The 24220-nt window shown below is 44.3% G+C and carries 18 protein-coding genes; 13 read left to right on the top strand and 5 right to left on the bottom strand.

Going from position 1 to position 24220, the window contains the following annotated elements; translation table 11 throughout:
* Window positions 1-3: 3 nt before the first annotated feature.
* The 6 genes from ACYVE4_RS16165 (at window position 4) to ACYVE4_RS16140 (ending at window position 7069) form a co-directional block, all read left to right on the top strand.
* Window positions 4-756 carry a GLPGLI family protein gene (locus ACYVE4_RS16165; RefSeq protein ID WP_461041199.1) on the top strand — a complete coding sequence of 251 codons (753 nt, stop codon included), beginning with the start codon at window positions 4-6 and terminating at the stop codon, window positions 754-756.
* Window positions 757-923: 167 nt separating this feature from the next.
* A complete protein-coding gene (locus ACYVE4_RS16160; RefSeq protein WP_461041198.1) occupies window positions 924-1250 on the top strand; it encodes a hypothetical protein in 327 nt (108 codons plus the stop codon).
* Window positions 1251-1373: 123 nt separating this feature from the next.
* On the top strand, window positions 1374-2327 hold the full coding sequence (locus tag ACYVE4_RS16155) for a bestrophin family protein (protein ID WP_461041197.1): 954 nt from the start codon (window positions 1374-1376) through the stop codon (window positions 2325-2327).
* A gap of 204 nt (window positions 2328-2531) precedes the next feature.
* Window positions 2532-5189 (top strand): ABC transporter permease, encoded by a 2658-nt coding sequence (locus ACYVE4_RS16150; protein WP_461041196.1) that lies wholly within the window; start codon window positions 2532-2534, stop codon window positions 5187-5189.
* A gap of 112 nt (window positions 5190-5301) precedes the next feature.
* Window positions 5302-6210 carry a helix-turn-helix domain-containing protein gene (locus ACYVE4_RS16145; protein WP_461041195.1) on the top strand — a complete coding sequence of 303 codons (909 nt, stop codon included), beginning with the start codon at window positions 5302-5304 and terminating at the stop codon, window positions 6208-6210.
* A 97-nt stretch (window positions 6211-6307) separates the two neighbouring features.
* Window positions 6308-7069, top strand: a complete 762-nt coding sequence (locus ACYVE4_RS16140; RefSeq protein WP_461041194.1) for an SDR family NAD(P)-dependent oxidoreductase — start codon at window positions 6308-6310, stop codon at window positions 7067-7069.
* Window positions 7070-7134: 65 nt separating this feature from the next.
* Here the strand turns inward: ACYVE4_RS16140 and ACYVE4_RS16135 are convergent, their stop codons facing one another.
* The 4 genes from ACYVE4_RS16135 to ACYVE4_RS16120 all read right to left on the bottom strand — a co-directional run bounded on the left by ACYVE4_RS16135 (window position 7135) and on the right by ACYVE4_RS16120 (window position 12006).
* On the bottom strand, window positions 7135-7695 hold the full coding sequence (locus ACYVE4_RS16135; protein ID WP_461041193.1) for a DUF3841 domain-containing protein: 561 nt from the start codon (window positions 7693-7695) through the stop codon (window positions 7135-7137).
* 32 nt (window positions 7696-7727) lie between these two features.
* On the bottom strand, window positions 7728-8651 hold the full coding sequence (locus tag ACYVE4_RS16130; RefSeq protein WP_461041192.1) for an SMP-30/gluconolactonase/LRE family protein: 924 nt from the start codon (window positions 8649-8651) through the stop codon (window positions 7728-7730).
* A gap of 48 nt (window positions 8652-8699) precedes the next feature.
* Window positions 8700-10916: a penicillin acylase family protein gene (locus tag ACYVE4_RS16125; RefSeq protein WP_461041191.1), complete on the bottom strand. Its 2217-nt coding sequence runs from the start codon at window positions 10914-10916 to the stop codon at window positions 8700-8702.
* 232 nt (window positions 10917-11148) lie between these two features.
* Window positions 11149-12006, bottom strand: coding sequence for an SDR family oxidoreductase (locus tag ACYVE4_RS16120; RefSeq protein WP_461041190.1), 858 nt, complete (start codon window positions 12004-12006; stop codon window positions 11149-11151).
* Window positions 12007-12156: 150 nt separating this feature from the next.
* Between ACYVE4_RS16120 and ACYVE4_RS16115 the strand changes: the two genes are divergently transcribed.
* The 4 genes from ACYVE4_RS16115 to ACYVE4_RS16100 all read left to right on the top strand — a co-directional run bounded on the left by ACYVE4_RS16115 (window position 12157) and on the right by ACYVE4_RS16100 (window position 15023).
* Entirely contained in the window at window positions 12157-12561 is a 405-nt protein-coding gene (locus ACYVE4_RS16115) for a winged helix-turn-helix transcriptional regulator (protein ID WP_461041189.1), read from the top strand.
* Between the two features lie 116 nt (window positions 12562-12677).
* Entirely contained in the window at window positions 12678-13235 is a 558-nt protein-coding gene (locus ACYVE4_RS16110; RefSeq protein ID WP_461041188.1) for an RNA polymerase sigma factor, read from the top strand.
* Complete coding sequence (locus ACYVE4_RS16105) at window positions 13207-13929, top strand: hypothetical protein (protein ID WP_461041187.1); 723 nt, start codon at window positions 13207-13209, stop codon at window positions 13927-13929. The genes ACYVE4_RS16110 and ACYVE4_RS16105 overlap by 29 nt, the downstream gene beginning before the upstream one ends.
* Window positions 13930-13931: 2 nt before the next feature.
* On the top strand, window positions 13932-15023 hold the full coding sequence (locus ACYVE4_RS16100) for a hypothetical protein (protein ID WP_461041186.1): 1092 nt from the start codon (window positions 13932-13934) through the stop codon (window positions 15021-15023).
* A 13-nt stretch (window positions 15024-15036) separates the two neighbouring features.
* Here the strand turns inward: ACYVE4_RS16100 and ACYVE4_RS16095 are convergent, their stop codons facing one another.
* Window positions 15037-17010 carry a sensor histidine kinase gene (locus ACYVE4_RS16095; RefSeq protein WP_461041184.1) on the bottom strand — a complete coding sequence of 658 codons (1974 nt, stop codon included), beginning with the start codon at window positions 17008-17010 and terminating at the stop codon, window positions 15037-15039.
* A gap of 309 nt (window positions 17011-17319) precedes the next feature.
* Here ACYVE4_RS16095 and ACYVE4_RS16090 point away from each other — a divergent pair, with 309 nt between their 5' ends.
* From ACYVE4_RS16090 to ACYVE4_RS16080, 3 genes are all read left to right on the top strand, one after another.
* Window positions 17320-18000, top strand: coding sequence for a hypothetical protein (locus ACYVE4_RS16090; protein ID WP_461041183.1), 681 nt, complete (start codon window positions 17320-17322; stop codon window positions 17998-18000).
* A 337-nt stretch (window positions 18001-18337) separates the two neighbouring features.
* Window positions 18338-20905, top strand: coding sequence for a TonB-dependent receptor (locus ACYVE4_RS16085; RefSeq protein ID WP_461041182.1), 2568 nt, complete (start codon window positions 18338-18340; stop codon window positions 20903-20905).
* 384 nt (window positions 20906-21289) lie between these two features.
* The gene (locus ACYVE4_RS16080) at window positions 21290-24148 is read left to right on the top strand and encodes a carboxypeptidase-like regulatory domain-containing protein (protein ID WP_461041181.1); all 2859 of its coding nucleotides are present in this window, start codon (window positions 21290-21292) and stop codon (window positions 24146-24148) included.
* Window positions 24149-24220: the final 72 nt, after the last annotated feature.

The following is a 24220-nucleotide window of genomic DNA, read 5'->3' as shown; positions in this document are numbered from 1 at the left end:
ATCATGAAAAAACTAATTGTATTTCTGTGTCTACTGACCAGTTCGATGGCGATCGCACAGAAAACGGATGGCGTGGTTACGTACGTTCGGAAAGAACATTGGCTAAAGATCACGAATCGCCTGACATTCCTAACGCAGGAGCAGAAAGATCGGGAGGCTCAAACCTGGAAAAACTGGGAAGAAAATAACAAAGGCATGAAAATGAAGCTGGCTTTCAGTGCTGATGAGAGTGCTTATACATACTTTAGTGATGAACCGGAAGAAGGGGGCTACTCCTGGCGGAAATCCGAATTGTTTTTCTACCGCAATTTTGCGAAGGACAAAAAGGTCGATATTATCGAAACGCTTGGTAAGACGTATGTAATAGATGATTCCCTGCATACCCCCGTCTGGAAAATTGGTAACCAGATCAAAGAAGTAGCCGGGTACGTCTGTATGAAAGCAGAAACCGAAGATCCGGTTAAAAAGCAAAAAATTACAGCTTGGTTTGCTCAGGATATTCCGGTCTCGGCTGGTCCAGAGCGATTGAACGGATTGCCCGGCCTGATTCTGGAACTAGATCTGAATGATGGCGATGTGGAAATTGTAGCAACTAGTATTGAATTTAGACCACTGACGCCCAATGATTTAAAGCTTCCCAAAACGAAGGGTAAAAAAATCAGCGATGCTGATTACGATAAGCTCCTTAAACAGCGAATCGAAGAAAGTATCAATGCGCGTCGGAGTCCGTACGGTTGGGCGGGTGTTCGCTATTGATCGGGTATGTTGAATTATCTTCGCACAAAGGCCGCTAACAGATTCCTGTTAGCGGCCTTTGTGTTTGAAATGCTGGCTAACAAAAGTCAGTTATTGGCTTGACTCAAGTCATGTAGGTTGCCCTGTCGCAGATGTTGTTTTGTGTCATAATTCAAACGCACAAAATCATGGCAACGCTCGCACATACAACCACCAATTATACAACCACAACCAATTGGTTTAGCGCTTATAAAAAATTCGTTTCTGAAGCTGAGTTCTATCGATTTGGCTGGGCAATTGGCGCATTGGCAATTCAGGGATGTATTCTGTCGCCAACACTTTTACTGATCATGGCTAATTTTAATGGCGGTGATTGGCAATTCCTAGCAAGCATGCTTTGTTTCTTGTCAGTGCTAGTACCTGTGTTGGCCGCAATGCCTGTCAAATATATTTTTCCGGCTATAACAACGAGCATATTGCTACATATCCTGATGATTACAGTCGACCTATTGTAAACCCATATCGCTTGTACTTGAACCTAACATCCCGGAAGCATATCGCTTTCGGGATGTTCTTTTTTGCGTCTAGCAAACAGGAGTTTAGGGATGAATGTGTATAATTGATTTAATTAATCGGAATTGAATACCATCTTCCTCGGCAATCTGATGATTATTTACGAAGCAAAAGATTGGGCAGGCGCCCTTCGAAATTTCCATACCAGCTATAGCATTCAAGTACTTTTGCGACGCGTGGGTTACGTAAGTGCTTACGGTATCGCGCTGACTATCATTGATAAACATGTTTTTAAGATCGATCTTCCATTCGACGGAACGCTATTTTCATTGTTAGGAATTACATTAAGTCTCCTACTGGTTTTTCGCACCAACACGGCTTACGATCGATTCTGGGAAGGGCGACGACAGTGGGGCAGCCTGGTTAACTACAGTCGGAATCTGGCCGTTTTGCTGGACTCGCTCTTGCCTGATGAGGCAGCAGAAAACCGAACGTATTTTGCTCGTACATTATCCAATTTTGCGCTGGCTCTCAAAGGTCATTTGCGTACCGGCGTCGATTTTTCAGAGATAGAAAATACGGGCGATGAAGGACAAAAACCACTGTCGCAATACGCGCACATTCCCAGCCGAATTGCAGCTTTATTGCTGCGACGCATTCAGGTTTTACACCAGGATAACCTCGTTAGCGATATGGATTTAATTACGATTCGGCAATACCATCAGGCTCTACTCGACATAACGGGTTCCTGCGAACGAATCAAAAAAACGCCGATTCCATTTTCGTATAGCTTCTTTATTAAGCTGTTTATCACTGTATATGTGTTGCTGATTCCCCTCGTTCTGGTCGAGACGTATGAATATTTTGCAATCATTGCTACCACATTAGCTGCCTATGCGCTGATTGGGATTGAGATGATTGGCGATGAAATTGAAGAACCATTTGGGCTGGATTGCAATGATCTGCCCCTCAACCAGATTGCCCAAACCATACGCCGGAATGTGCACGAAATTCTGGATGTAACGCCTTCGACGACGGTAACTCCGAAGCCAGAAGCAGATTATATTAAAGTGAATTAACTGAAATCCCCCTGTCCGGTTGGGGACGATCACTGTCCATTTACGGACAAATTATGTCAAGATTTTAGAATAAAAAATGCATCAATGGCCCAAATTGGGCCTTTTTTGTTTTTGGCCGTTCATTTGTACGATAAAATAGAGAGTAATATCTGATTGATGTAATTCGCCGACAACACGTTTAAGGTACACTTTTCATTCGTCATTATGCGATCATCACCCTCGTGGGCAAAACGCTTATTAATTTGGCTGCATCCCCCTGAAACACTGGAAGAAGTGCAGGGCGATCTGGACGAATTATATGCGTATTGGTATGATCGAGTGGGCGAACCGCAGGCTAGTGCCCGTTACCTTCTGAATGTGATTTCGGTACTCCCGCCGTTCGTGATTCGGCGTCGGCGTCAATCAGTGGAATACCCACAACCCTCATCACTCCAACCGGCTATGTTGTCGAATTATCTAAAAATTGCTTTTCGCACGCTTTGGCGCAGTAAAGGTTATACCGCCATCAACGTACTGGGACTTTCGGTAGCCTTTTGTGTCTGTACGTTTCTGTTCCTGATGGTCTACCGCCAACTCTCCTACGATTCGTTTCATGAAGATATTGACCGAATTTATCAGGTCTATCGCTTCGTAAATCATCCCGATAAAGTCGAAAAGAGTGGCGGAATGCCGATGCCATTGACGCCCGCTCTGAAAGCTGACTATCCAGAAGTAGAAGCGGCAACGCGGTTGCTGTCTGGGGGCAGTTTAATGGAGTATAAAGGTAAATTTGTCGAAAAATCGGTCCGCTTTGTAGACGCTGATTTTCTGAAAGTCTTTTCGTTCCCTATGCTGCAAGGCAATCGGACCAGCGCATTGGGCGATTTGAGTAATATTATCCTGAGCGAAAGTACAGCCAAAGCGATATTCGGAACGGAAGACCCGATTGGAAAACCCTTGCAGCTGGGTAATCTGGGTAATCAGAAACAATACATTGTTACGGGCGTTTTGGCCGATGCGCCAGACAACTCGACTGTACACTACGATGCTCTGGCTCGGGTCGAAAATACACCTACGTACCGCGACAGTAAGTCCCAGTGGGATGCCTATTCCCATAATGTTTTTATTAAAGTAGCGCCTAATGTAGAGCAGGCAACGCTCGAAAATCGATTGAAAGGATTTTCGGAAAAGTATTTTTCGGCTGATCTGGAGAAACTGAAAAAAGATGGCGCTAAGCCTGATGAACGCGGTGATTTGATGGCTATCCGTCTACAGAAATTCGCAAAAGTGCATTTTGATACCGCTATTTCAGGTGGATCGAGTACGCCGGTTGCAGTCGTTTATGCGTTGCTGGCTATCGCTTTTTTTATACTACTCATTGCCTGCATCAATTTTATTAACCTGAGTATAGCCCGGTCATTTACCCGCGCTCGTGAAGTAGGCGTTCGCAAGTCGCTAGGAGCGTTGAAAAAGCAATTATTTGTGCAAATCTGGAGCGAATCGGCCATAATTTGCCTGATTGGATTTGTATTGGGATCAGTCATGGCTTACTGGCTGGTACCTGCTTTTAACGCGCAGTTCAGAGCTAACATAGCCCTTTCTACTATACTGCAGCCGGGTGTTATTGTCGGTATTCTGCTGATGTTTGCTCTGGTTACGCTAATAGCGGGGGGCTATCCTTCCTGGCAAATGGCTCGTTTCAATGCGGTTGAAGTTTTGAAAGGTAAGATTGCCATGAAACGACCCGGTTTCTTACGTAACTCATTAATTGTTACCCAATTTACGATATCCTGTCTGCTAACCTGTTGCACCATTTTTGCCATTCAGCAAGTAGGGTATTTACGGACGCGACCATTGGGTTTTGAGAAAGAACAGGTAATTAGTATTCCGGTAGGGAATAAATATAGTGGTCGGCAGCTACTTCAGCGAATGCGAAATAAGCTCGCGAACGACCCTTCGGTGGTATCTATTACAGGAAGTGGCGTCAATCTGGGTAGGGGGAAAGATGGTAGCGTGTCAAGGTCTATGCTTGGGTTTACGTATAAGGATAAAGAAATCCATACCGATTGGTTACTAGTCGATTACGATTATCTAAAAACGTTAAATATCAAGTTGTTATCCGGGCGGGAGTTTAGCCCTGCGTACCCGTCCGATTCATTGGATCGGGTGATTATTACGGAAAGTATGGCGAAACAACTCGGCGAAAAAGACCCGGTTGGCCGTTTCTTCCAGACCGATACGGCAGGGACAAAAATTCAGATCATTGGTTTGATTCCAGACTACCATCTGTATTCGTTGCAGCAGGAGAAAAAGCCAATTACCATGCACCTGTCAAGCTCCGAAGAGATCGGTTATATTTTTATTCGGGTAACCCCACAAAGCCTGCTGACTTCGATGGATAAGCTAAAGACTATTTGGGCTGAAATAGCGCCCGGTGCTGAATTTATCGGAACGTTTCTGGATGCTAACATTGACGCATTGTATCGAAACGAAGAAGCTATGTCTCAGGTATTTAGTTTTGCCGCCGGGATTGCCATCTTACTTTCCTGCATGGGTCTGTTTGCCATAGCTCTAATGACTATTGAGCAGCGTACCAAAGAAATAGGGGTTCGAAAAGTGCTGGGTGCCAGCATCCCCGGAATTATCCTGCTTCTCAGCCGCGACTTTGTCAAACTGGTTCTGATCGCCCTGGCAATCGCCACTCCATTGACCTGGTTTTTAATGACGCAGTGGTTAGCGAGTTATGCCTATAAAATCGACTTGAGCGTATGGGTGTTCGCGTTGGTCGGCTTTGGTGCCGTTTTGATTGCGATGGCCACTGTCAGTTTCCATAGCATCAAAGCCGCACTAGTGAATCCAGTAAAGTCACTACGAGCGGAGTAGCTTGGCATAGGACGTAGGGCGCGGGGCGTATTTTCAAACTGCGCTATGCCCTGCGTCCTATGCCCTCTGCCAAAAAACGCCTATATTTGATTTTTGCAAATTGAATAGGGCAATGGAAACAACCACGCTGGAAGGATTTTATAAGGAAATCGCTACGCTTATTCCCGAAGATCTTAACAAAGAGATTGGGCATTTCAATGTGTTTAACATTGAAGAAGTTCATGCGCGAATCAAGAAGAATCCTCGTGCTATGCCGTATAATCGGCGGGCTTATTATAAAATCAGTCTGATCCGTGGACGTAGCAAAGCCGAATACGCCGATAAGGTGATCGATATTGAAAAAAGTGCGCTGCTATTTGCTACCCCAAAAATTCCGTATCACTGGATTCCGCAGCAGGAGGGACTAGCTGGCTACTTCTGCATTTTTACGGCCGATTTTCTCATTCAGAATAAAAGTGGAATTGTACTGGACGATCTACCGATCTTTAAACCCGGCGGATACCCAATCTTTCAATTGTCTGACGAGAACATAGAAGACTTGCTGTATATCTTTCGAAAGATGTACAAGGAGATTGCTTCTGATTACGTATATAAGTATGATTTACTCCGTAATTACGTTCTCGAATTAATTCATTACGGGCAGAAATTGCAACCCGCATCAGCTCTTTATCCAACTCATACAGCATCGGCACGCGTTTCTTCCTTATTCATCGAATTGCTGGAGCGGCAGTTTCCAATCGAGTCGCCCCAGCAGAAACTCAGTTTGCGTACGGCTAAAGATTTTGCTGATCGGCTTGCTGTACATGTCAATCACCTAAATAAAGTTCTGAAAGAGAATACGGGTAAAACGACAACCGAACTAATTGGCAGTCGGATTCTTCAGGAAGCCAAAATTCTACTAAAACAAACCGACTGGAACATTTCCGAAATAGCGTATAGCCTGGGGTTTGAAGAGGTTGCCCACTTTTCCAATTTTTTCAAAAAGCAAACCGCTTTAGCACCGCTTGCTTTCCGCGCCTAAAGCTATGATTTGAATTTTGCAAACTTCGGATTGATTCGCGCAAACACCGACCTTTAGGGTTGATCTACCTTTGTCTCATCAAAAACAACCAAAAAAGATGAGCAATAGTAAAATCGCATTAGTAACCGGCGGAAGCCGTGGATTAGGTAAAAACATGGCGCTTAGTCTCGCCAAAAAAGGAATCGACGTTATTCTGACCTATAATAGCAAACAAGACGAAGCCAATGCTGTGGTTGCTGAAATTGAACAGTTAGGTCAAAAAGCGGCAACCTTACAACTCAATACCAGCGACGTAAAGAGCTTCAATGCTTTTTTTGATCAAGTAAAGACGGTTCTGCAACAGACATTTTCTGCTAATCATTTCGATTTCCTGATCAACAATGCAGGAACGGCCCTATATGCACTGTTTGCTGAAACGACTGAAAAACAGTTAGATGCAATCGTCAATATTCACTTTAAGGGTGTATTTTTCTTCACCCAAAAAGCATTGCCATTACTGAATGATGGTGGACGTATTATCAATATATCGTCGGGATTGGCTCGAATGACGTATCTGGGATCATCGACCTATGGCTCCATGAAGGCTGCTATAGAGACATTGACTCGCTACATGGCACTGGAATTAGGACCGCGACGCATTGCTGTAAACGTAGTAGCGCCCGGCGCCATCGAAACCGATTTTGGCGGTGGGCGTGTGCGGGACAACAAAGAGATAAACGATCACATCGCCAGCCTCACAGCCCTCGGTCGCGTTGGCCTACCTGATGATATTGGTGGAGTCGTCGCTTTCCTGTGTACCGAAGAAGCGCGCTGGATTAACGCGCAACGTATTGAAGTATCAGGTGGTCAGGCACTTTAAGTTATTAATATGAAAAAAGTGATGTAGTCAGTTAGCAAGCTTTGGGCAGACTGACTACACCACTTTCATACGTCTTCGTCTGCATTATAAGTAAAGTCATTAGGGCGCAGGTTCAGGTCTCTTATCTCTTTCACCCAGTCTAACTTAAGGTAGGGCAATGTTGCCTGAATAGAGTCGTATTTCCTAAATTGTTTCCTCTTGGTAGCAAATAATTTATCAACTAGTTCCTTATCAATTTTCGACTCCTCATTAGCCCAGAAGATATCGGAAAGCATCATATTCCATACCCCATAACGAGATAATAAAGCCAACTCCGCCGGGCACTCAAATTCTATTGTTTGTATTCCTCCTTCGATGTCTAAATCACTCAATAAACATCGCGCATCAACTAGTTTTGGGGCTTGTTTATAATTCGTACATGAGTGCCACGCCCATACGGGTGCATGAGTAATACAATGAATACCCCTGCCTGTCATTTGATTAGCGATCCATCGGTAGGATTTTATGAAATAACCTGTTTGTAAATAACTATCCCAACTCGGCTGGATTATACCTTGATTTTTCAGTTCAAGTATTGATGTGCCAGATTGAAACGTCCAAAGCCTATATGTTTTTTCTATTGCCAACTGTCTATTATAGTTATACTACTAGCTAAGAATTACTCTAATTTTTTAGTCAATAAAATAAGCGATTCTAATTTACTTTTATCAATCACTTCGTTGGTACTGTCATTAAAATTGTCAAGTTGCTTATTCTTAATAAAGTAAATCGAGTTGCCTAAAATAGTAAAGGTTGTCGGTGATTTGAAGGTATTATCAAATGGGATAATTTCCTTCTTGCTTTCAATTTCGGCTCCATTGTTGGTCAAGTAAAATCTATAAACTCCCTTTTCGACTATACCAATCAAACTATTTTTATAAAACTTCATACCATCTATTCCTGAAGATTCGATATTAGGCTGATTGAGTATCTTTTTTGTCTGAATATCAACAATTCTGATCCCTTTTTTAGAGGCTAAGTAGAGTTTAGAATTATCATCAGAAATAGCGATTCCGTTAGAGTGGGGTATTTCGGCTGTGTCCAGATAAACCTCCAGATTTTTATTGGGTCTCTTTATTCTATAAATCTTGTTGCTTTCTGAATCGGTAATAAAAATCTCATTACTCGCGCTAATTGCTAAATCATTTAAATAAGCATAAGGAGGAATATTGATTTCATATTTTTCAATCAAGCTCTTTGTTCTAGTATTTAGTAATAGTAAAACAGATGTATTATTCTCCTTTTTCAATCCATTACTAAGCGCATATACCGTATCACCTTTTATTGTCATGCCAAAACCAGCTAAATAACCGTGTTGGTTACTTTCAATAAAATTAGCGGCATTGCTTCCATCAATATTAGTTGATATAATTTTATTCTTTTTAAGGCTGCTTAAAAATATCTTTCCTGATGCTGAATCAACAGCTATCCCCTCCGGGATTAAGTCTTTTTCAATGCCTGAAATAACTGTTTCAGATACTGAATTACTACAGCTCGTTAGTCCCCAAATAATCAGTACTAATAGAATTAATTCCTGTGTCATTTGTGCTGTTAGATTCTTGTCCAATTATTGGGTACTTATATAGATAACCTATTTCTGCCCTGGATAATACGTTTTCTCAATGTGCTGTTTGATGTCTTCTGGGTAGAACCACACGTCTTTAAATTTCCCCTCGCAGTATAAAGGAGCCTGGTCTGCAAAATGGGTTTCGCCGGGTCGACTACTTTGGCCACCCGTTACGACAGACCTGGCTTTCACTTTTTTGCCAAATTCAACTACTGCCACGAAACTGTTTCCGACATAACCATATCGCTTTTTGGTATTGGGAGCCGTTCGTGCGCCATAAGCCGCTAGTGAACCCCATGTCGAAGGGGTAAAACCGACTGGAATGCTGGGTTTTTGGTCGTCGTACGATTCCTGAATGTTGCCGGTCAGGCGTTGGTAGCGGTTGATATCGCCCCATGGGGTTTTCCAGGTGCCGAAGTCGCGGGTTAATTCGGCCAGTGTTTCTTTTAGCGTGGCCATTTTCTCCTGCGGAGTCGTTTTTTCAATAACAAAAGTTGTAAAGCTGAGGAAGTCAAGGCGTTGAGTAGCTGGAACGCGGCTGCGCGCCAGACGCTGTATCTTTTCGCCCCAGAAAATGCCCAGCGTTGTCCCAACAGATGCTGTTCCGTAACACTTATTCCAGTCTTTTAGAACCTGTATAGCTTCGCCAACATCTTTTGTATTTGCTTCAGAATCGCCCGCAACCTGTTGATAGGCCGAAAGTAAAGCAGGAATTAAATCATCAAAACCAGACAGATACGGATCATTAGCAGCTGCGATTAGGGTATCGAGTGTAAAGATTTTTTTCTGGCTAAGTACGCGTACAGCATTAATACCCCGGTAGTTTTCGGCATCCGGGGCCATGTAAGCTGGATAATTCGCTTTAGCGGGGCTGGCACTGCCTGAAACGGTATAGGGTGTGGAATTGCAGTTTTGAATCCAGCCCGTTGCCGGATTGCGTACCTGAACAATTTCATCAACGGAATGTAATCCTTTCCAGGTCGTTTCTGGGTTACGGCCATCGACGGGTTGGCTCCAATCGAATTTGGGGTTGCGTTTGGGCATGAAATTGCCGTGCCAGTAAGCAATGTTTCCATCGCGATCCGCAAAAACGGTGTTGTTAGAGGCATTGCCGTTCAGTTTCATAACCTCCTTGTAACTCGCATAGCCTTTGGCTTTCGTGCGTAAGTACGACTGTTCAAGCGCGTTCAACGGCGTATTCATCATGTCGACAGCAATCCATTTGCCGTCTTTTTCGCCTACGATAGGCCCATGTTCGGTCCAATACATCGTGAACTCTTTGTACTGAATACCATTTCCGGATTTGTAAGGTAATCGCACTTTTTGCGTACGGAGTGGTTTTTGTGTTTGGCCATACGTATAAAAATAGGCGTTCCCCTTCTTCTCAATCGTTTCCAGGTATTCATCCATCGAGTCGGCTCCGCTTGACGTGTGCATCCAGCCGCAGTATTCGTTAAAACCCTGATAAATAAAGAATTGTCCCCATGTAACAGCTCCATACGCATTCAGTCCTTCCTGACTGGTCAAGTGTACTTCCGACCGGAAATAAAATGATGTATGTGGGTTGATGAGCAGCAGAGCATTCTTCGTCGCGCTTTTCGATGGAGCAATAGCAAAACCGTTTGAGCCAACAGGATCGTTTTCGTACCTGTCGAAATCGTTGATGGACGAGGTGAATTTATTGTGCTCGTAAAATGCTTTCAATCGCTCAGTCGATACGACGCTGATGTTACCGCCAATGCTGCCTTCGCTAAACATCAGGGGCATCCACGGCTGGAAACGCTTCAGTAATCGGGGTTTTATATCTGGATGCGTGTAGAGATAATAGTTGGTGCCATCGGCAAAGGCATTTAGCAGTTTTTTCATCCAGGCCGGACTCTTCTTATAGATCGCAACAGCCTGCGCTGAATCCAGAAACAACCGCGCTCGAAGATCATGATACAGTGCCGACTCGCCTTCTACTTCAGCCATTCTTCCAATTGCGTCAATATAATTCGTTTCGACGCGAGCGAAATCATCTTCGCATTGGGTGAACAATACGCCAAATATGACGTCAGCATCCGTTTTTCCGGAGATGTGCGGAACACCCCATGTATCGCGTGTGATGGTGATCTGCCTGGCTTGTTGTTGCCAACGAGCAATTTCCGCCTGATTGAATGATTGGGCTTTGGCAGCAGCCCCAAACAAAACAATCGAAAGAATAAGAAATGATTTGATTAGTAGAAGGTTAAGTCGATTCATTGAAGATGAGTGTAACGTGCAAAACCGGAAATGTCTGACTACTTATTAGCTGACAATTTCGTGAAAATAAGCAGGAACGAGCAGAATTAAGGCGTTCTGGAGATCAATCTCTGTAAAACAAAATAAGATGGTACTATATCGGTTCGGGATAGGAATAAAACAAAACTTCCCGAAAGCAACTAAGCCTTCGGGAAGTTGAATAGATTAAGTCGTAAATACGGATTCTCAGCGACTATACGCCTACCACCAGGCTTTTTAGATAATTGACCAGGCTGACCGGCTCCCGACCAAGCAGTTTTTCCAAAGTGGGATCGGGCACGTTAAAATCATTCTGTTTAATACCTGCGGCTAATCCAGCATACATTGTGGCCGCAGCGGCAGGCAAATGTTTGGCTAATTCAGCAGCATAAGCACTATTCGGAATATCGATATACTCAACCGGATTGCCCGATTCGCTCAAGGCAGCAGCGATGTCGCTGAACGACCAGGCCGTTGGCGCACCGATTTCGTATGTTTTGTTTTCATGACCATTGCTGGTTAACGCGCTTGCTAGTCCTTCAGCAATATCGGTTCGTAATGCAAAACTTACTGTTCCATCACCGGCTGGAAAATAGAGTTTGCCTGTTTGGGCAGCATCACCAAGCATCATCGGTAGCACATCCAGATAGAGATTGTTTCGGAAAAACGTATACGTCAATCCTGACTCTTTGATCAGATTTTCTGTGTGGAAATGATCAATGGCAGGCGTGAATAATGCGTTTGGCGACGGATTAGGAGCACTCGTATAGAAAATGTGTTTTACTCCGGCTTCTTTTGCCGCGTTGATAACATTAGCGTGCTGACGAACACGTTCGTCACCAAGTTCAGTACTTGAAATCAAGACTACTGTATCGACGCCAGCCAGACTTTTTACCAGCGACTCGGGGTCATTATAGTCGGCCTGGCGAACTTGAATGCCATTAGTTGCTAAGTCCGATGCTTTAGCTGGGTCTCTAACGAGGGCAACTAAAGAGCCTGGATTTGTTTTTGTTGTTAAAGATTTGAGCGTGGCTTTTCCTAAATGGCCAGTTGCTCCGGTTATTGCGATCATTTGTATCTTGGTTTTTAAAATATACTCAGTTACTTTTAAGAACTCAAAAGTATTGACTATCTCAAACCACCACAAGAAGGCATTTTTTAGTGCGTCAGGAACATGGACAGAACTATTGTTGATAATCAGCAAGATAGACTGCAAGAAAAGTTGCGAAAAATTTTGGGCGATACCGATAGTATGACTGGTAGTTGCCCAACGCGGAACATTTTGGATCGTTTCAGTGATAAATGGTCGATGTTGTCCATTTTTCATTTGGGCGATGCAGGCACCCTTCGGTTCAATGAACTAAAGAAACGGATCAACGGTGTTTCGCAACGGATGCTAACCGTAACGCTTCGTAACCTTGAGCGTGATGGGCTGATTTCACGGCGGGTGTATCCGGAAATTCCACCGCGAGTAGAATATGAACTGACGGCTTTGGGTCATAGTTTATTGTTGAAAGTGATCGAACTAGGCGAATGGGCCAGCGATCATAGTGAGCAAATTATGAAAGCGCGGGCAGGCTATGATGCACGGGAACACAGAACAATTGATTCATTATCCGTTAATTAGCGAAGGGAATTATTTTCTACTTCATGCCGCTGTTTTTCCCGACAGTGGCTTTTTTTATGACCTGGGCAACCCTTTTCTGAAAACCGGCATTTCTGTTATCGAAAGCAATTTATATTATGTCGAAACAATTGGTTGAACAGTGTCAGCGAGGAAATGCCTTTGCGCAGAAACGACTGTTCGATCAGTATGCGAATCGACTCTTTCGGGTCAGTTTGCGCTACGTCCGGAATGAATCAGAGGCTGAAGAAGTGCTGATGAATGCCTTTCTAAAAGCGTTTCGTGGGATAGGCGATTTTAACTATCGCGATGATAATGGTCTGGAAGCATGGCTCCGGCGGATTGTGATCAATGAAGCATTGCAGCACCTGCGGGCCAATCGTCACCTGCCACTTTTTCAGGTTGACGACGATGCTGAAGAACAGCCTAGTCTGGTTCCATTGCCCGATGATGGGTTAGATGCCGAACGGATTTACGCACTAATTCGCGAATTGCCGCCTGGTTATCGAACGGTGTTTAACCTCTACGCTATTGAAGGATACACGCATCGTGAAATTGCTGAGCAGCTACGTATTTCCGAAAATACCTCAAAATCACAGTTAAGCAAGGCGCGGGCCTTATTGCAAACCTGGTTACTCCAAAACGGCTATGAAACAGAAAACCGACGAAATGCCTGACGAATGGGTTCGGCAAATGCTCCGTAGCCTGCCCGATACACCACCGCCCGGTTCTGCGTTCGATTCGGAGCGTTTATGGACGCAGTTACGTCCTGAATTGCAGCAAACGCCAATTCGTCGCCGGGTTGGTTGGGCCTGGTGGGTAGTTGCGGCTGGTTTTGCTGGATTTGTCATAAGCTGGTTTGGACTAAATTCGACCACAATTGAGCAAAAATCGGTTGCCACGTATCAACGTAGTCAAGAGTCAGCCAAGCCAATTACTAACCAGCCAAAAAATGAGTTGGCTGCTAAATCCATTACCTCGACTGCGATCAGTTCAGTGAAAATCCGACGGAAATCGCAGTTGCATAACCCTGTTATTCCGACGGAAAAATCAGAGTTATTACAGGAAGCCACTGCTGTAGAGCAAACAGAAGTCGTTGCTCAAGTGCCTGAATCTATGTCTATTGCAGAACTAATTCCCCTGGTTGAAAAACAGCCAGAACCGCGTAAGGGAAAGATCGCGTCTACTACCCCAAAACAGCGATTTAAAGTAGTTCACGAAAATGAGTTACGGGCGGAAGAAGAAGCGCGCCCTAAACTATATCCAACCCAAAACTTTGTTCGATTGGGCAGCGGGCAACGCGAGGAAGCATCCGTCGACAGCCGCATGCCTACACTTACAATGCCATTAACACACAAACCAAACCACTAGTCATGCGTCTATTTTGTCTGATTACTGTGCTCTTACTGAGCATGGTCGGGATTGCTATGTCTCAATCAACCGGAAACCACTTGACCGAACCTGGAGCCAGGAAAAAGTTCATAGGTATTAGTCATATCGAAATTGACCTCGGGCAAAGGAATACGCTCCTCATCGGGTTCGATCAATACAACCAGGTTAAAGCGCATCAGAATATCGACTCCGTTCTACGGTTATTTGTGGCCGATTATCGGAAGGTGGAAGACAGTACCCAAAGTGCTACGCGGGCTATTCATGCCCTGCTAAAACTTGGTGAAGAAAATCGCGACTTGGCGTTACGTTATACACCACAGCCTGCTACGTCTTTCCGTTTCCGCGATGGTGAAAATCCGGTTGAGGTGAAAACACAGCAGGATACGCTTCAGATCGCCTGGGTATCAGCAACAGCAACAGAAATTCCAACGGATTTTGGCGTATATGTTCTGGTAAATAGCCTGCATGATATTGACCGTTTGCTTAGCGCAGGAGGGGTAAACGCGAAAGTAGAACAGGCACTTGAATCAATACGTCAGTACAAACACTACGATCTGACTAGTCCGCGCTATGCGCTTAATTTGATGCAGAGCCTTGATAATAAACCGACGTTTCGAAACCCTGGCCTGGCTCGGGAGCCGTTTCTTAGTTTTCATCCGGGCATTGGCGTTGGATTGATTCGTAATCAGTGGGTTCCCTCATTCAATTTCGACTTGGAGATTGTTCCGAATCGGTTTCAGCAGATTGGTTATTTCGTCGGTTATACATCAAACTTCTTTTTTCAGCCAACTGCCGACAATTCATTTCAGACATTTAGAAACGATTTTGTTCATGCGGGGGTATCGTTCTACCGGAAAGATAAAAGCAGTCGAACGGCTAATTTCAACAAGCATATAGCTTCTTTTTATGTTGGTCTTCCGGTATATCGATCAGGCTCTTATTTTGACGCAAACACCATCAAACTGGGATCGACTGTTTATCAGAACTGGCTGTTCAAAGTACAGACGGAGGTGTATATGAATGGGTTTTTTAAGAAAGTAAATCCGAGTTTAAAACTGGTCGTTGGTTTTTAACGTGGCTACAAACTCAGCGGGCAGGCAAATACACCACAAACGTCGCACCTTCACCTTCCTGACTTTGAGCTACAATGGCTCCAGTGTGATTTTCAATGACCTTTTTGGCAATTGTTAGGCCGATGCCGGTACCAGCAAAATGGCTACCTCGACCGTGTAATCGCTGGAAAGCACCAAAAATCATTTCTCCGTACTGGTTCGCATTAAACCCAATACCATTATCGCGAATGGTCAGTTGATGGTAAGACAGTTCCGACCTACCATCCGTTGATTTGTCAATGCTAAAAGAGGATAAAAGGGGAGCCGGTATATCGCGCATATCGATTTGCCTGGAGTTGATCTGTATATGAGGAGATTGATCGGCTTTCCGGAATTTTAACGCATTCGACAGCAGATTCTGAAACAGTTGACTGAGCTGTAATGGGTCGCCGGAAATGGTTGGCAGATTGCCTAGTTCAATGATGGCTCCACTTTCTATAATAACTCTCTCTAAATCGCTTAAAACATTGGTAACTACTTCATTTAAAGAGATAATGGTAAATGATCGTTTTTGCGTTGTTAGTCGCGAGAGGGCTAATAAGTCCTGAATCAGTCGACTCATTCGCTCAGCGGCAGCGTGCATTCGATGGACAATGTCCTGACCACGTTCGGGCAATTCATGGCTATAATCATTGATTAAAAGATCGCCAAATGCCTTAATTTTTCGGAGAGGTTCCTGCAAATCATGGCTGGCCACATAAGCGAAACTTTGCAGATTTTCATTGCTTTGCTTCAGGGCAACGTTAGCCGCTTCGAGTTGTGCACGTGAATGCCGGTTTTCGGTGATATCGATAGCAGAGGCCAACACACCGTCGCCAAATTTGACGATAGACACATAATAGTGCCGATCTTTAGACTCACGTTCGATTATTATAGGTTTACCCGTTTCGTAGACCTGTACATACTGGGTAAGAACATCGCTATCTTTTAGTTTCGGATTCAGTTCACAAAGCGTTTTGCCATACAACTCATCGGCAGTCATATCCAGTACCTCCAGGGCGGCCTGGTTGGCCAGCGTAATACGAAAATCAACGATCGTATTCGTCTCATCCCGAACAACTTCGTAGCAGGCAATGGTTGTTAGGGAAGCATCCAGAATGCTTTGTAATAAATTGGTTTGCTGATCCGAAATCGCCTTTAATTCCAACAGCCGTTGTTCAGATCGGCGTTGTTCTGTTACGTCGATAAACGTGGCAACGGTACCGTCGTTAGAGCGGGCGATAATGTTGTAGAAAATACGCCCGTCAGTAGTTATCGCATCAAAATGATCGGGATTGCCTGTTTCTACAACCGTGGCCAGCCGGGCAACGGTTTGATCTACATTTTCGGCAAACTGCATCTGTCGGACCGTTTTTCCAACTACTTTTTGCCAGTCGACAGGTAGCCATTCCCTCGCTTTCTCATTGAAATATGTATAGACAAAATCAACAATCTGCCCCTGCTGATTCCGAACAGGTTGATGGCTGGAAACCGCCATTTGCATCGACTGACTAATCTTCGTCAGGAGTTCGGCCTGTTGGCGCATCTGCAATTCAGTCTGTTTGCGATCATTGATATTGATGAAAATGGCTGCCAGTTCATCAGGTGCTATACGCGTTATGGATATATCGAACCAGCCGCCAAACGGGGGAAGATAGTAATCAGAGCGGTGGGCTTCACCCGATTGAATAACAGCCATATAGGTGGCAAACAGATCGCTACCCAGGAACTGAGGAAACAGTTCCAGCAAGGTGGCGTTCATAATTTCCTGGCGACTTCTGCCACATGTGATAACAGCTCGTTCATTCAGCCGTAATGGTTTGAAATCGATGATCTGGTTAGCTTGATTGCGGATTGCCCGATACGAAACAATACAAACAGGCGCTGACTCAAAAATAGCTCCTAACAGGCGGTCGCCGGTTTGATCTATTGGGTTTGTGTCAGTAGAAGTTGGGTAAAAAGCGTTCATTCAAGTATAGTCAGATCACCGATATAAAGGCTCATCGTTTGTCAGACAAAAGCAAGATACAAACTCTGCGCCTGAATGAATAATGTGATATACAGCGGAGCACCCCATGTCCCGTCATACCAGATTTATCCGTTAGTTTTTGCCTGCTTTCTGCCTGATCATAAGCCCCTGCACAACGGTTATTTAATAGAATTTATCCCTTTGTTTTCAGCTGGTTATTGCGTATATTTACTTCCCCAATTTTCAACGAACAACTTTACTAATGGGCCAGTTATTGATTGTAAAAACAGGCCTAGCAACTCAATCCGAATGAAAAAAGGACGCTCAAATCCATCTCAACTCCAGATTGATTTTCTGGCGGCTTTCCGCCGGATACTCGTTAGCCTTGGCAATCCTGACAACCTGCCCGTTAACGAAAGTTTGTTTCTGCAGATGACTGATCAATGGGAGGCTACCCGGGCTATTCCGAAGAATCTACTATTTCAGAAAAGTCCTGTTGAAGCGGTCGTTTTTCGGTTACGCAAAACCGATGATCGGCTCCAGTTTCCAGACGAATTTATTGCAGGTGAAATTCGAGGTGAACAGGGTTTAACAGGATTTTCGGGTAAATTTCGTGAGCAAGGCTGGGTTATTTTGCCTGCCGAATTATCGGCAATGTATAAAAATTTGTTTCTGAATATTCTGGCCGCTTCTGTCGGATTGGAACACTTATATCCGGTTCGTAAAGAGCTACTGGTCGAAGCGGAGCGTGTAGGATTAGCCGCTATGCTACCCGAAGCCGAAGTACGTAAGTTCTTCGGTTTGCGCCTGACACGATTCCCGGACAGTTTTCGTAGTGAAGTTGCGAATTATTTCAACCTTCCATTCGATTATGTGCTGAAACGGGCAAATCATTTGGGTATGGTATCGGAGCAGGTCATTGAAGAAGCGAACGCGCAATCTATACGTTCGAGTATTATGCGTCGACCACAGAGTAGCCGGGCCGCCTAGTAGGAAGGTTATTTTTTGACGCCGGGTAATGGGATTAGGCCTCTTACCCGGCTTTTTTATGTCTAAACGGTTCGGTTGCATCTCATATTTCGAACATTGTGAAGACTAATGCGATCTGACAATTTTTGACTTATAGCTGGATTTAGTATTTATCGACTAAGAAAATCAATTTAATCTGCTGGTTTTTTACGCTGTCATTTGGAAGTAATTAAAAGAAAAGCCTGTTTTGTAAAACCTATTAAATCAATAGACTATAAGTACTAATAGTCTATCTACAACCGGGAGAATAGGGAGAATACCAGGCATGAATCACAATTACTACCAAATACAATTCAGAATGAAGCGATTTTTAACGTCCGTTTTTTCACTAGGGACACTACTAATTCCATTGTTTTTATCTGCACAAAATGCTCCGATTATCAATTCGACAGTAACAGGAAAAGTGGTTGACGCCCGTACGAATGAAATATTGATCGGGGCCACTGTTTTAATTAAAGGAACAACTAATGGTAGTACTACAGACCAGGATGGGCAATTTAAGCTATTAACCGGCCAAAAACTTCCGTTTACCGTTGTAGTATCCTTTTTGGGCTATCAAACCAAAGAAGTCATTGTCAGTGATGACAATACAGAAATTAAGCTTGACGAAGGCGCTAACCAATTGGCCGATATTGTCATCACCTCCCGACGTCGTCAGGAATCAGCGCAGGATGTCCCGATTCCAATCTCAATCGTAAGTGGCACTCGGGCTGAAGATGCTGGTGCATTTAACGTAAACCGATTGAAAGAGTTGGTACCGACGGTTCAGTTATATGCATCGAATGCCCGGAATACAACGCTTAATATTCGCGGCCTGGGCTCTACGTACGGGTTGACGAATGATGGTATTGACCCAGGGGTTGGGTTCTATGTCGATGGTGTTTATTATGCCCGTCCGGCAGCTACTGCCCTTGATTTTATAGATATTGAACAAGTTGAAGTGTTACGAGGGCCTCAGGGAACGTTATACGGAAAAAATACGACGGCCGGAGCTTTCAACATTACAACACGTGCTGCCGGTTTTACGCCAAGTGGAAGTTTTGAATTGAGCTATGGCAACTATGGATTCATCCAGGCGAAAGGATCGCTTACGGGGCCTTTAAGCAAGAACTTGGCTGCGCGAGTTTCGTTTACGGGAACACAACGGAACGGGACATTTTATAACGTTCATACCCAGCTCCCAATCAACGATATCAACAACATTGGCGTGCGGGCACAACTTTTATATACGCCATCCGATAACGTAAAAATCACGTTTATCGGGGATGTCTCTGAGCAAAAACCGACCGGTTATGGTTGGCCTGTAGCGGGTGTTGTACCTACCAAACGAGCTGCTTACCGGCAGTTCAATGCGATCATTGCCGATTTAAATTATAAGCTTCCATATTCAAGTGCTTTTGATCGGATCGTTGACCTGGATACGCCTTCAAAAGCAGACAATAACCTGGGCGGAGTTTCGCTGAATGCAGATATTAAAATCGGAAACGGCACGTTAACCTCGACGACAGCATGGCGACATTGGAGATGGACGCCACTAAATGATCGTGACTATATTGGTTTACCCGTTTTTACCATTTCGTCGGGTAATTCAGTTCATGAACAATGGTCACAGGAAATCAGATATGCCGGCAAAATTTCACCCCGGCTAAGTGGCGTTGTTGGTTTCTTTGGCCTTTGGCAGGATTTGCAATCGGACCCCGTACAGACCGAAGAAGCAGGTTCTGCACAATGGCGCTTTGCACAAAGCTCAACGAGTCCGCTCTGGAGAACAGCTGGCTTGTTTGATAACTTTGGGATTCGGACCACCAATAGAATTAAGAGTACTGGGTTAGCCGTGTTCGGTCAGGTTGACTGGGCCGTGGCGGATAAATTTCACATTCTACCCGGTATTCGATACAACTATGATAAGAAGATAGCTAATTATAAACGCGAAACCTACGGTGGCTTACAAACGACAGATCCGGCTCTTCTGGCTTTAAAGAATGGTGTTTATACGGCTCAGGCGTTTGACACGGATGTATCAGAAGATAATTTCTCTGGACAAATTACCCTGCAATATAGAGCTGGCAGCGCCATAAATGCCTTCGGAACATTCGCGATAAGCTACAAACCCGTTGGAATTAACATTGGTGGATTACCCACAGCCAATGGGCAAGTGTTACTTGATCTGGCCCGAGTGAAGCCTGAATTTGTAAAACATTTCGAAATTGGTCTGAAAACCAAACCATCTCCCAGCTCTGTCCTGAACATAATCTTTTATAATACAGACATCAAGGATTTTCAAACGCAGGTGCAAACTCCAGAGCCAGGTGTAAACAGAGGCTATCTGGCTAATGCTGAGAAGGTTCGTGTAGTGGGTGTTGAAGTCGACGGAAACATACGAGTAGGCAATCATCTAACCTTGAACGGAGCGGTAGCTTACACAGATGGAAAGTACGTGTCCTTTAAGAATGCTCCAGTGCCGCTCGAAGAAACGGGTGGAGAGCAAGCATTTAAGGATATTTCCGGTGGTGTATTACCTGGTATTTCAAAATGGTCGGGTTCAGTAGGGGGCGAAGCAACGGCTAGAGGAAAGCTTATCAGTTGGAAAGGGAACTACTTTTTTGGTCTGGATGCCTTCTATCGCTCGTCGTTTTCATCGAGTCCATCTCCTTCTCAATATCTAAATATTGATGGTTATTCATTGGTGAACGGTCGAATAGGTTTTAGAGCTTCTACTGGTGTTTCAATATTTATCTGGGCCCGAAACCTGTTTAATACAAACTATTACGAACAGTTACTGGCTGCTCCCGGAAGTGCAGGACATTATGCCGGTATTGTGGGTGACCCTCGCACGAATGGAGTTACGCTACGATACACGTTCTAAGTCTGTGACTTCTAGTTTATAAGTTGATTGTTTTTCTTCTGTGGTCACTATAAGTGATGGAATAAGGTAGATAGAGTACCAGAGTATAGGATTTATAACTTTATAAGGGCTGTTTCCGTTATAGCATATTGACGGGAGCAGCCTTTTGCTTTTTGGCCGTATTTTGTGTTCCTCGGCCACTAAGTCGACGTTTATTCGTTGACGTTTATGGTAAGTTAACAGTTTGATTACTTACCCATTTATATGCCTTAATCGAACGGCAAGCGCACAGAATTTTAGCAGAACCGCGGTTTATTCAGTGAAGAACTGATGAGTGACTATATCGATCCTGGCTATTTTTTTCGTATACAGTCAACTGACTGATAACTTTCTCAACTGTACTTTATGAGACAATTCTTTCTTTTGTCGGTTTTTACGCTGATTGGTTGTACTACAGTCTATGCCCAATTCAATCTTGCTGGTACGGTTACGGACGAAAAGAACAAACCATTAGCTGGCGTATCCATCATTATTTTAGGAACAACTAGTGGTACAACTACACAGGCAGATGGGAAATTCACCTTACAGACCAATAACTTACCCATCACTGTAACTGCTTCGTCAATTGGCTATCAACGTAGAGACATAATCGTTCGGGGAAATAACTTTCGGAATATCGATATAAAGATGGTTGATGAAGCCCTCCTGACTGAAGAGGTGGTGACAGCAGCTAGTCGCTTGCCTGAAGATATTCAAAAGACATCAATAACCGTCGAGCGAATCGATGGGCGACAGTTTAAGCAATCGCCTGCTTTCAGCCCGTTTGATGCGCTTCAGAATGTCAAAGGTGTTGATTTGGTTACGCAGAGTTTGACGTCTAAGTCGATTAATGTACGTGGCTTTGGGGCGCCTAATAACGTCCGATTTCTGCAATTGAATGACGGTATGGACAATCGTTCGCCAGGCTTGGGAGCTGGTTTTGGGAATATTGCGGGGATACCAGATTTGGATGTAGCCAGTATGGAGTTAGTTTCGGGTGCTTCATCGGCACTCTACGGTCCTGATGCTGTGCAAGGCCTTCTTTACACAAACAGCAAAAATCCATTTACGTATCAGGGGTTAAGTGTACAATTAAAAGCGGGTGTTAATAACGTAGGGAAATCGAATTTCGGTCCCAAAGCGTTCGGTGATGTAGCGATTCGTTATGCCAAACAACTTGGCGATCGGTTGGCTGTGAAGGTAAATTTCCAGCGTTTCATGGGAACCGATTTTATTGCCGATGATTACGGGGACCGACTCACACGTGACCGTTCTAACCTATTTTATACCGATAGAAGTCGGGGAGATATCGCTACTCGTATCGGCTATGTGAGAAATAGTAATCCTGATACCAATTTTGAGTTTGATGGTCTGAACACATATGGCGATGAGATTAGTAGCAATGGGAGCTCGTATGTGTTCCCCAATAATTACGCTAATCTATTATTACAGAATAAGTTAATAACGCGGAATGGCTATACCGAGTTAGATCTAATCGGGAATAATGGGAAAGTCGTTAATAATCGGGCTGATATAGCGCTGCATTACAAACTCTCTGATGGCATTGAAGCTTCCATAGGCTGGTATTATGGGAGCGGCAATTTTATTCGTACAGCGAATTTTCGAGAGTATTTTCCTACTTATCAACGCCACCAAATTAAGGCTGAAATACGTGGCGAAAACTTCTTTCTGCGAGCCTACACAACCCAACAAATTGCTGAGGCATGGAACATTGGCCAAACTGCTACTGCGATAAACAATAGCTGGAAATCGCTAGCACAGTGGGCTGCCGAATTTGGTCAGGCCTATGTAGAGAATAAAGTAAGTGTTGGGTTATCTCGCCTTACCGCCGACAGAGGACGTTATTTGCCTGGATCTACGCAATTTGACGCGGTACGTGACGCATTTTCGAGTACCTATAATACGGATTCAGTGCCCGGCTATAGAGGGGCAATGGGAACAAGATTTCGCGATAATTCAGCCTTATGGCATTACGAAGGAATGTACAACCTGACGGATTTAGTCGGAGTGGCCGAAGTGACTGTTGGCGGAAGCGTTCGTCACTATGGGCTAAATACAGGTGGAACGGTCTTTGCCTTAAAGCCTGATGGATCAGAGTATGCGATGAATGAGTATGGCGCTTATATCCAAGGGTCAAAAGAATTGGAAGTAGGCTCGAACCTTGTTATAAAACCAGCTGTCGCGCTTCGGTATGACAAGAATCAATACCTGAAGGGTGAATTAACTCCTCGCGTATCCGCAGTAGCTAGTATTGGTCCTCATAACTTTCGGGTTTCCTGGCAAACGGCCTTTCATAATCCTACACCAGAGCAATTATTTGCTGTTCCAATCGCTGGTAGGTCGGGGTCAGTAGGTGGATTATCCTCGACCATTGAATCAGCTGGACTTCTTTCGAATTCGGCTTATCTGGATACGGATGTCGCGGATTTTGTTGCCGGACGTATTACAGAAACGCAATTGCAAAGTCGCGCTTTCAAGCCAACGACCTTTAATCCAGAGAAGTTGCAAACGTGGGAAGTTGGTTATAAAACATTGTTACAGAATCGCATAACGATTGATGCCTTTTATTTTCATAGCCAATACACCAACTTCATCACTGCCCAGAATTTCTACCAACCTACAAACGGACAGCTTAGCAATTTGACGAACGGTGCTTACCGGATACTACAAATCAACTCCAATAGCCTTAATGAAATTTTTGTTAATGGCTGGGGAGTAGGAGCAGAGTATAGCTTAGGGCATAATTTTACATTGAACGGTAATTTCACCCATCAGGTTGGTACTGTAACCCTTCGAGATGCAGAAGGGAATATTGTGGCTGATAATGCGGGCGATCCAATTGTGAAGCGCAAAATGAGTAATCCTGAAGTCGCGCAAAAAGGGCGCAATTACTTTAATAGCCCCGAAAATCGCTTCAATGTTAGCCTAAGTAACTTGCATCTAACAGATCGTATTGGCGCTACACTTACCTATCGCTGGACAGACAAAGTTTGGTGGGAGCAAGGTGTTACGGCAGGTGATACCTGGTTACCGTCCTGGATGAGTTTAGATGGCCAGGTGTCCTACCGAGTTCCGACTTATAAAGCACTGGTAAAAATAGGAGGGACTAATCTACTCAATCAATATTACACCCAAGGATACGGCCTGGCTCGTATTGGCGGGATGTACTATGTGAGCATTACGTTTGATGAGTTAATGCGGTAGTTTTAATTATTGATGCATAAAAATGCCCTGGTCAGCAATGACCAGGGCATTTTTATTTTTAACTCTATAGCG

This window comes from Spirosoma harenae (genome assembly GCF_054776975.1).
The sequence above is the reverse complement of the archived record's forward strand: the minus strand, read 5'-3'. Positions and strand labels throughout refer to the sequence as shown.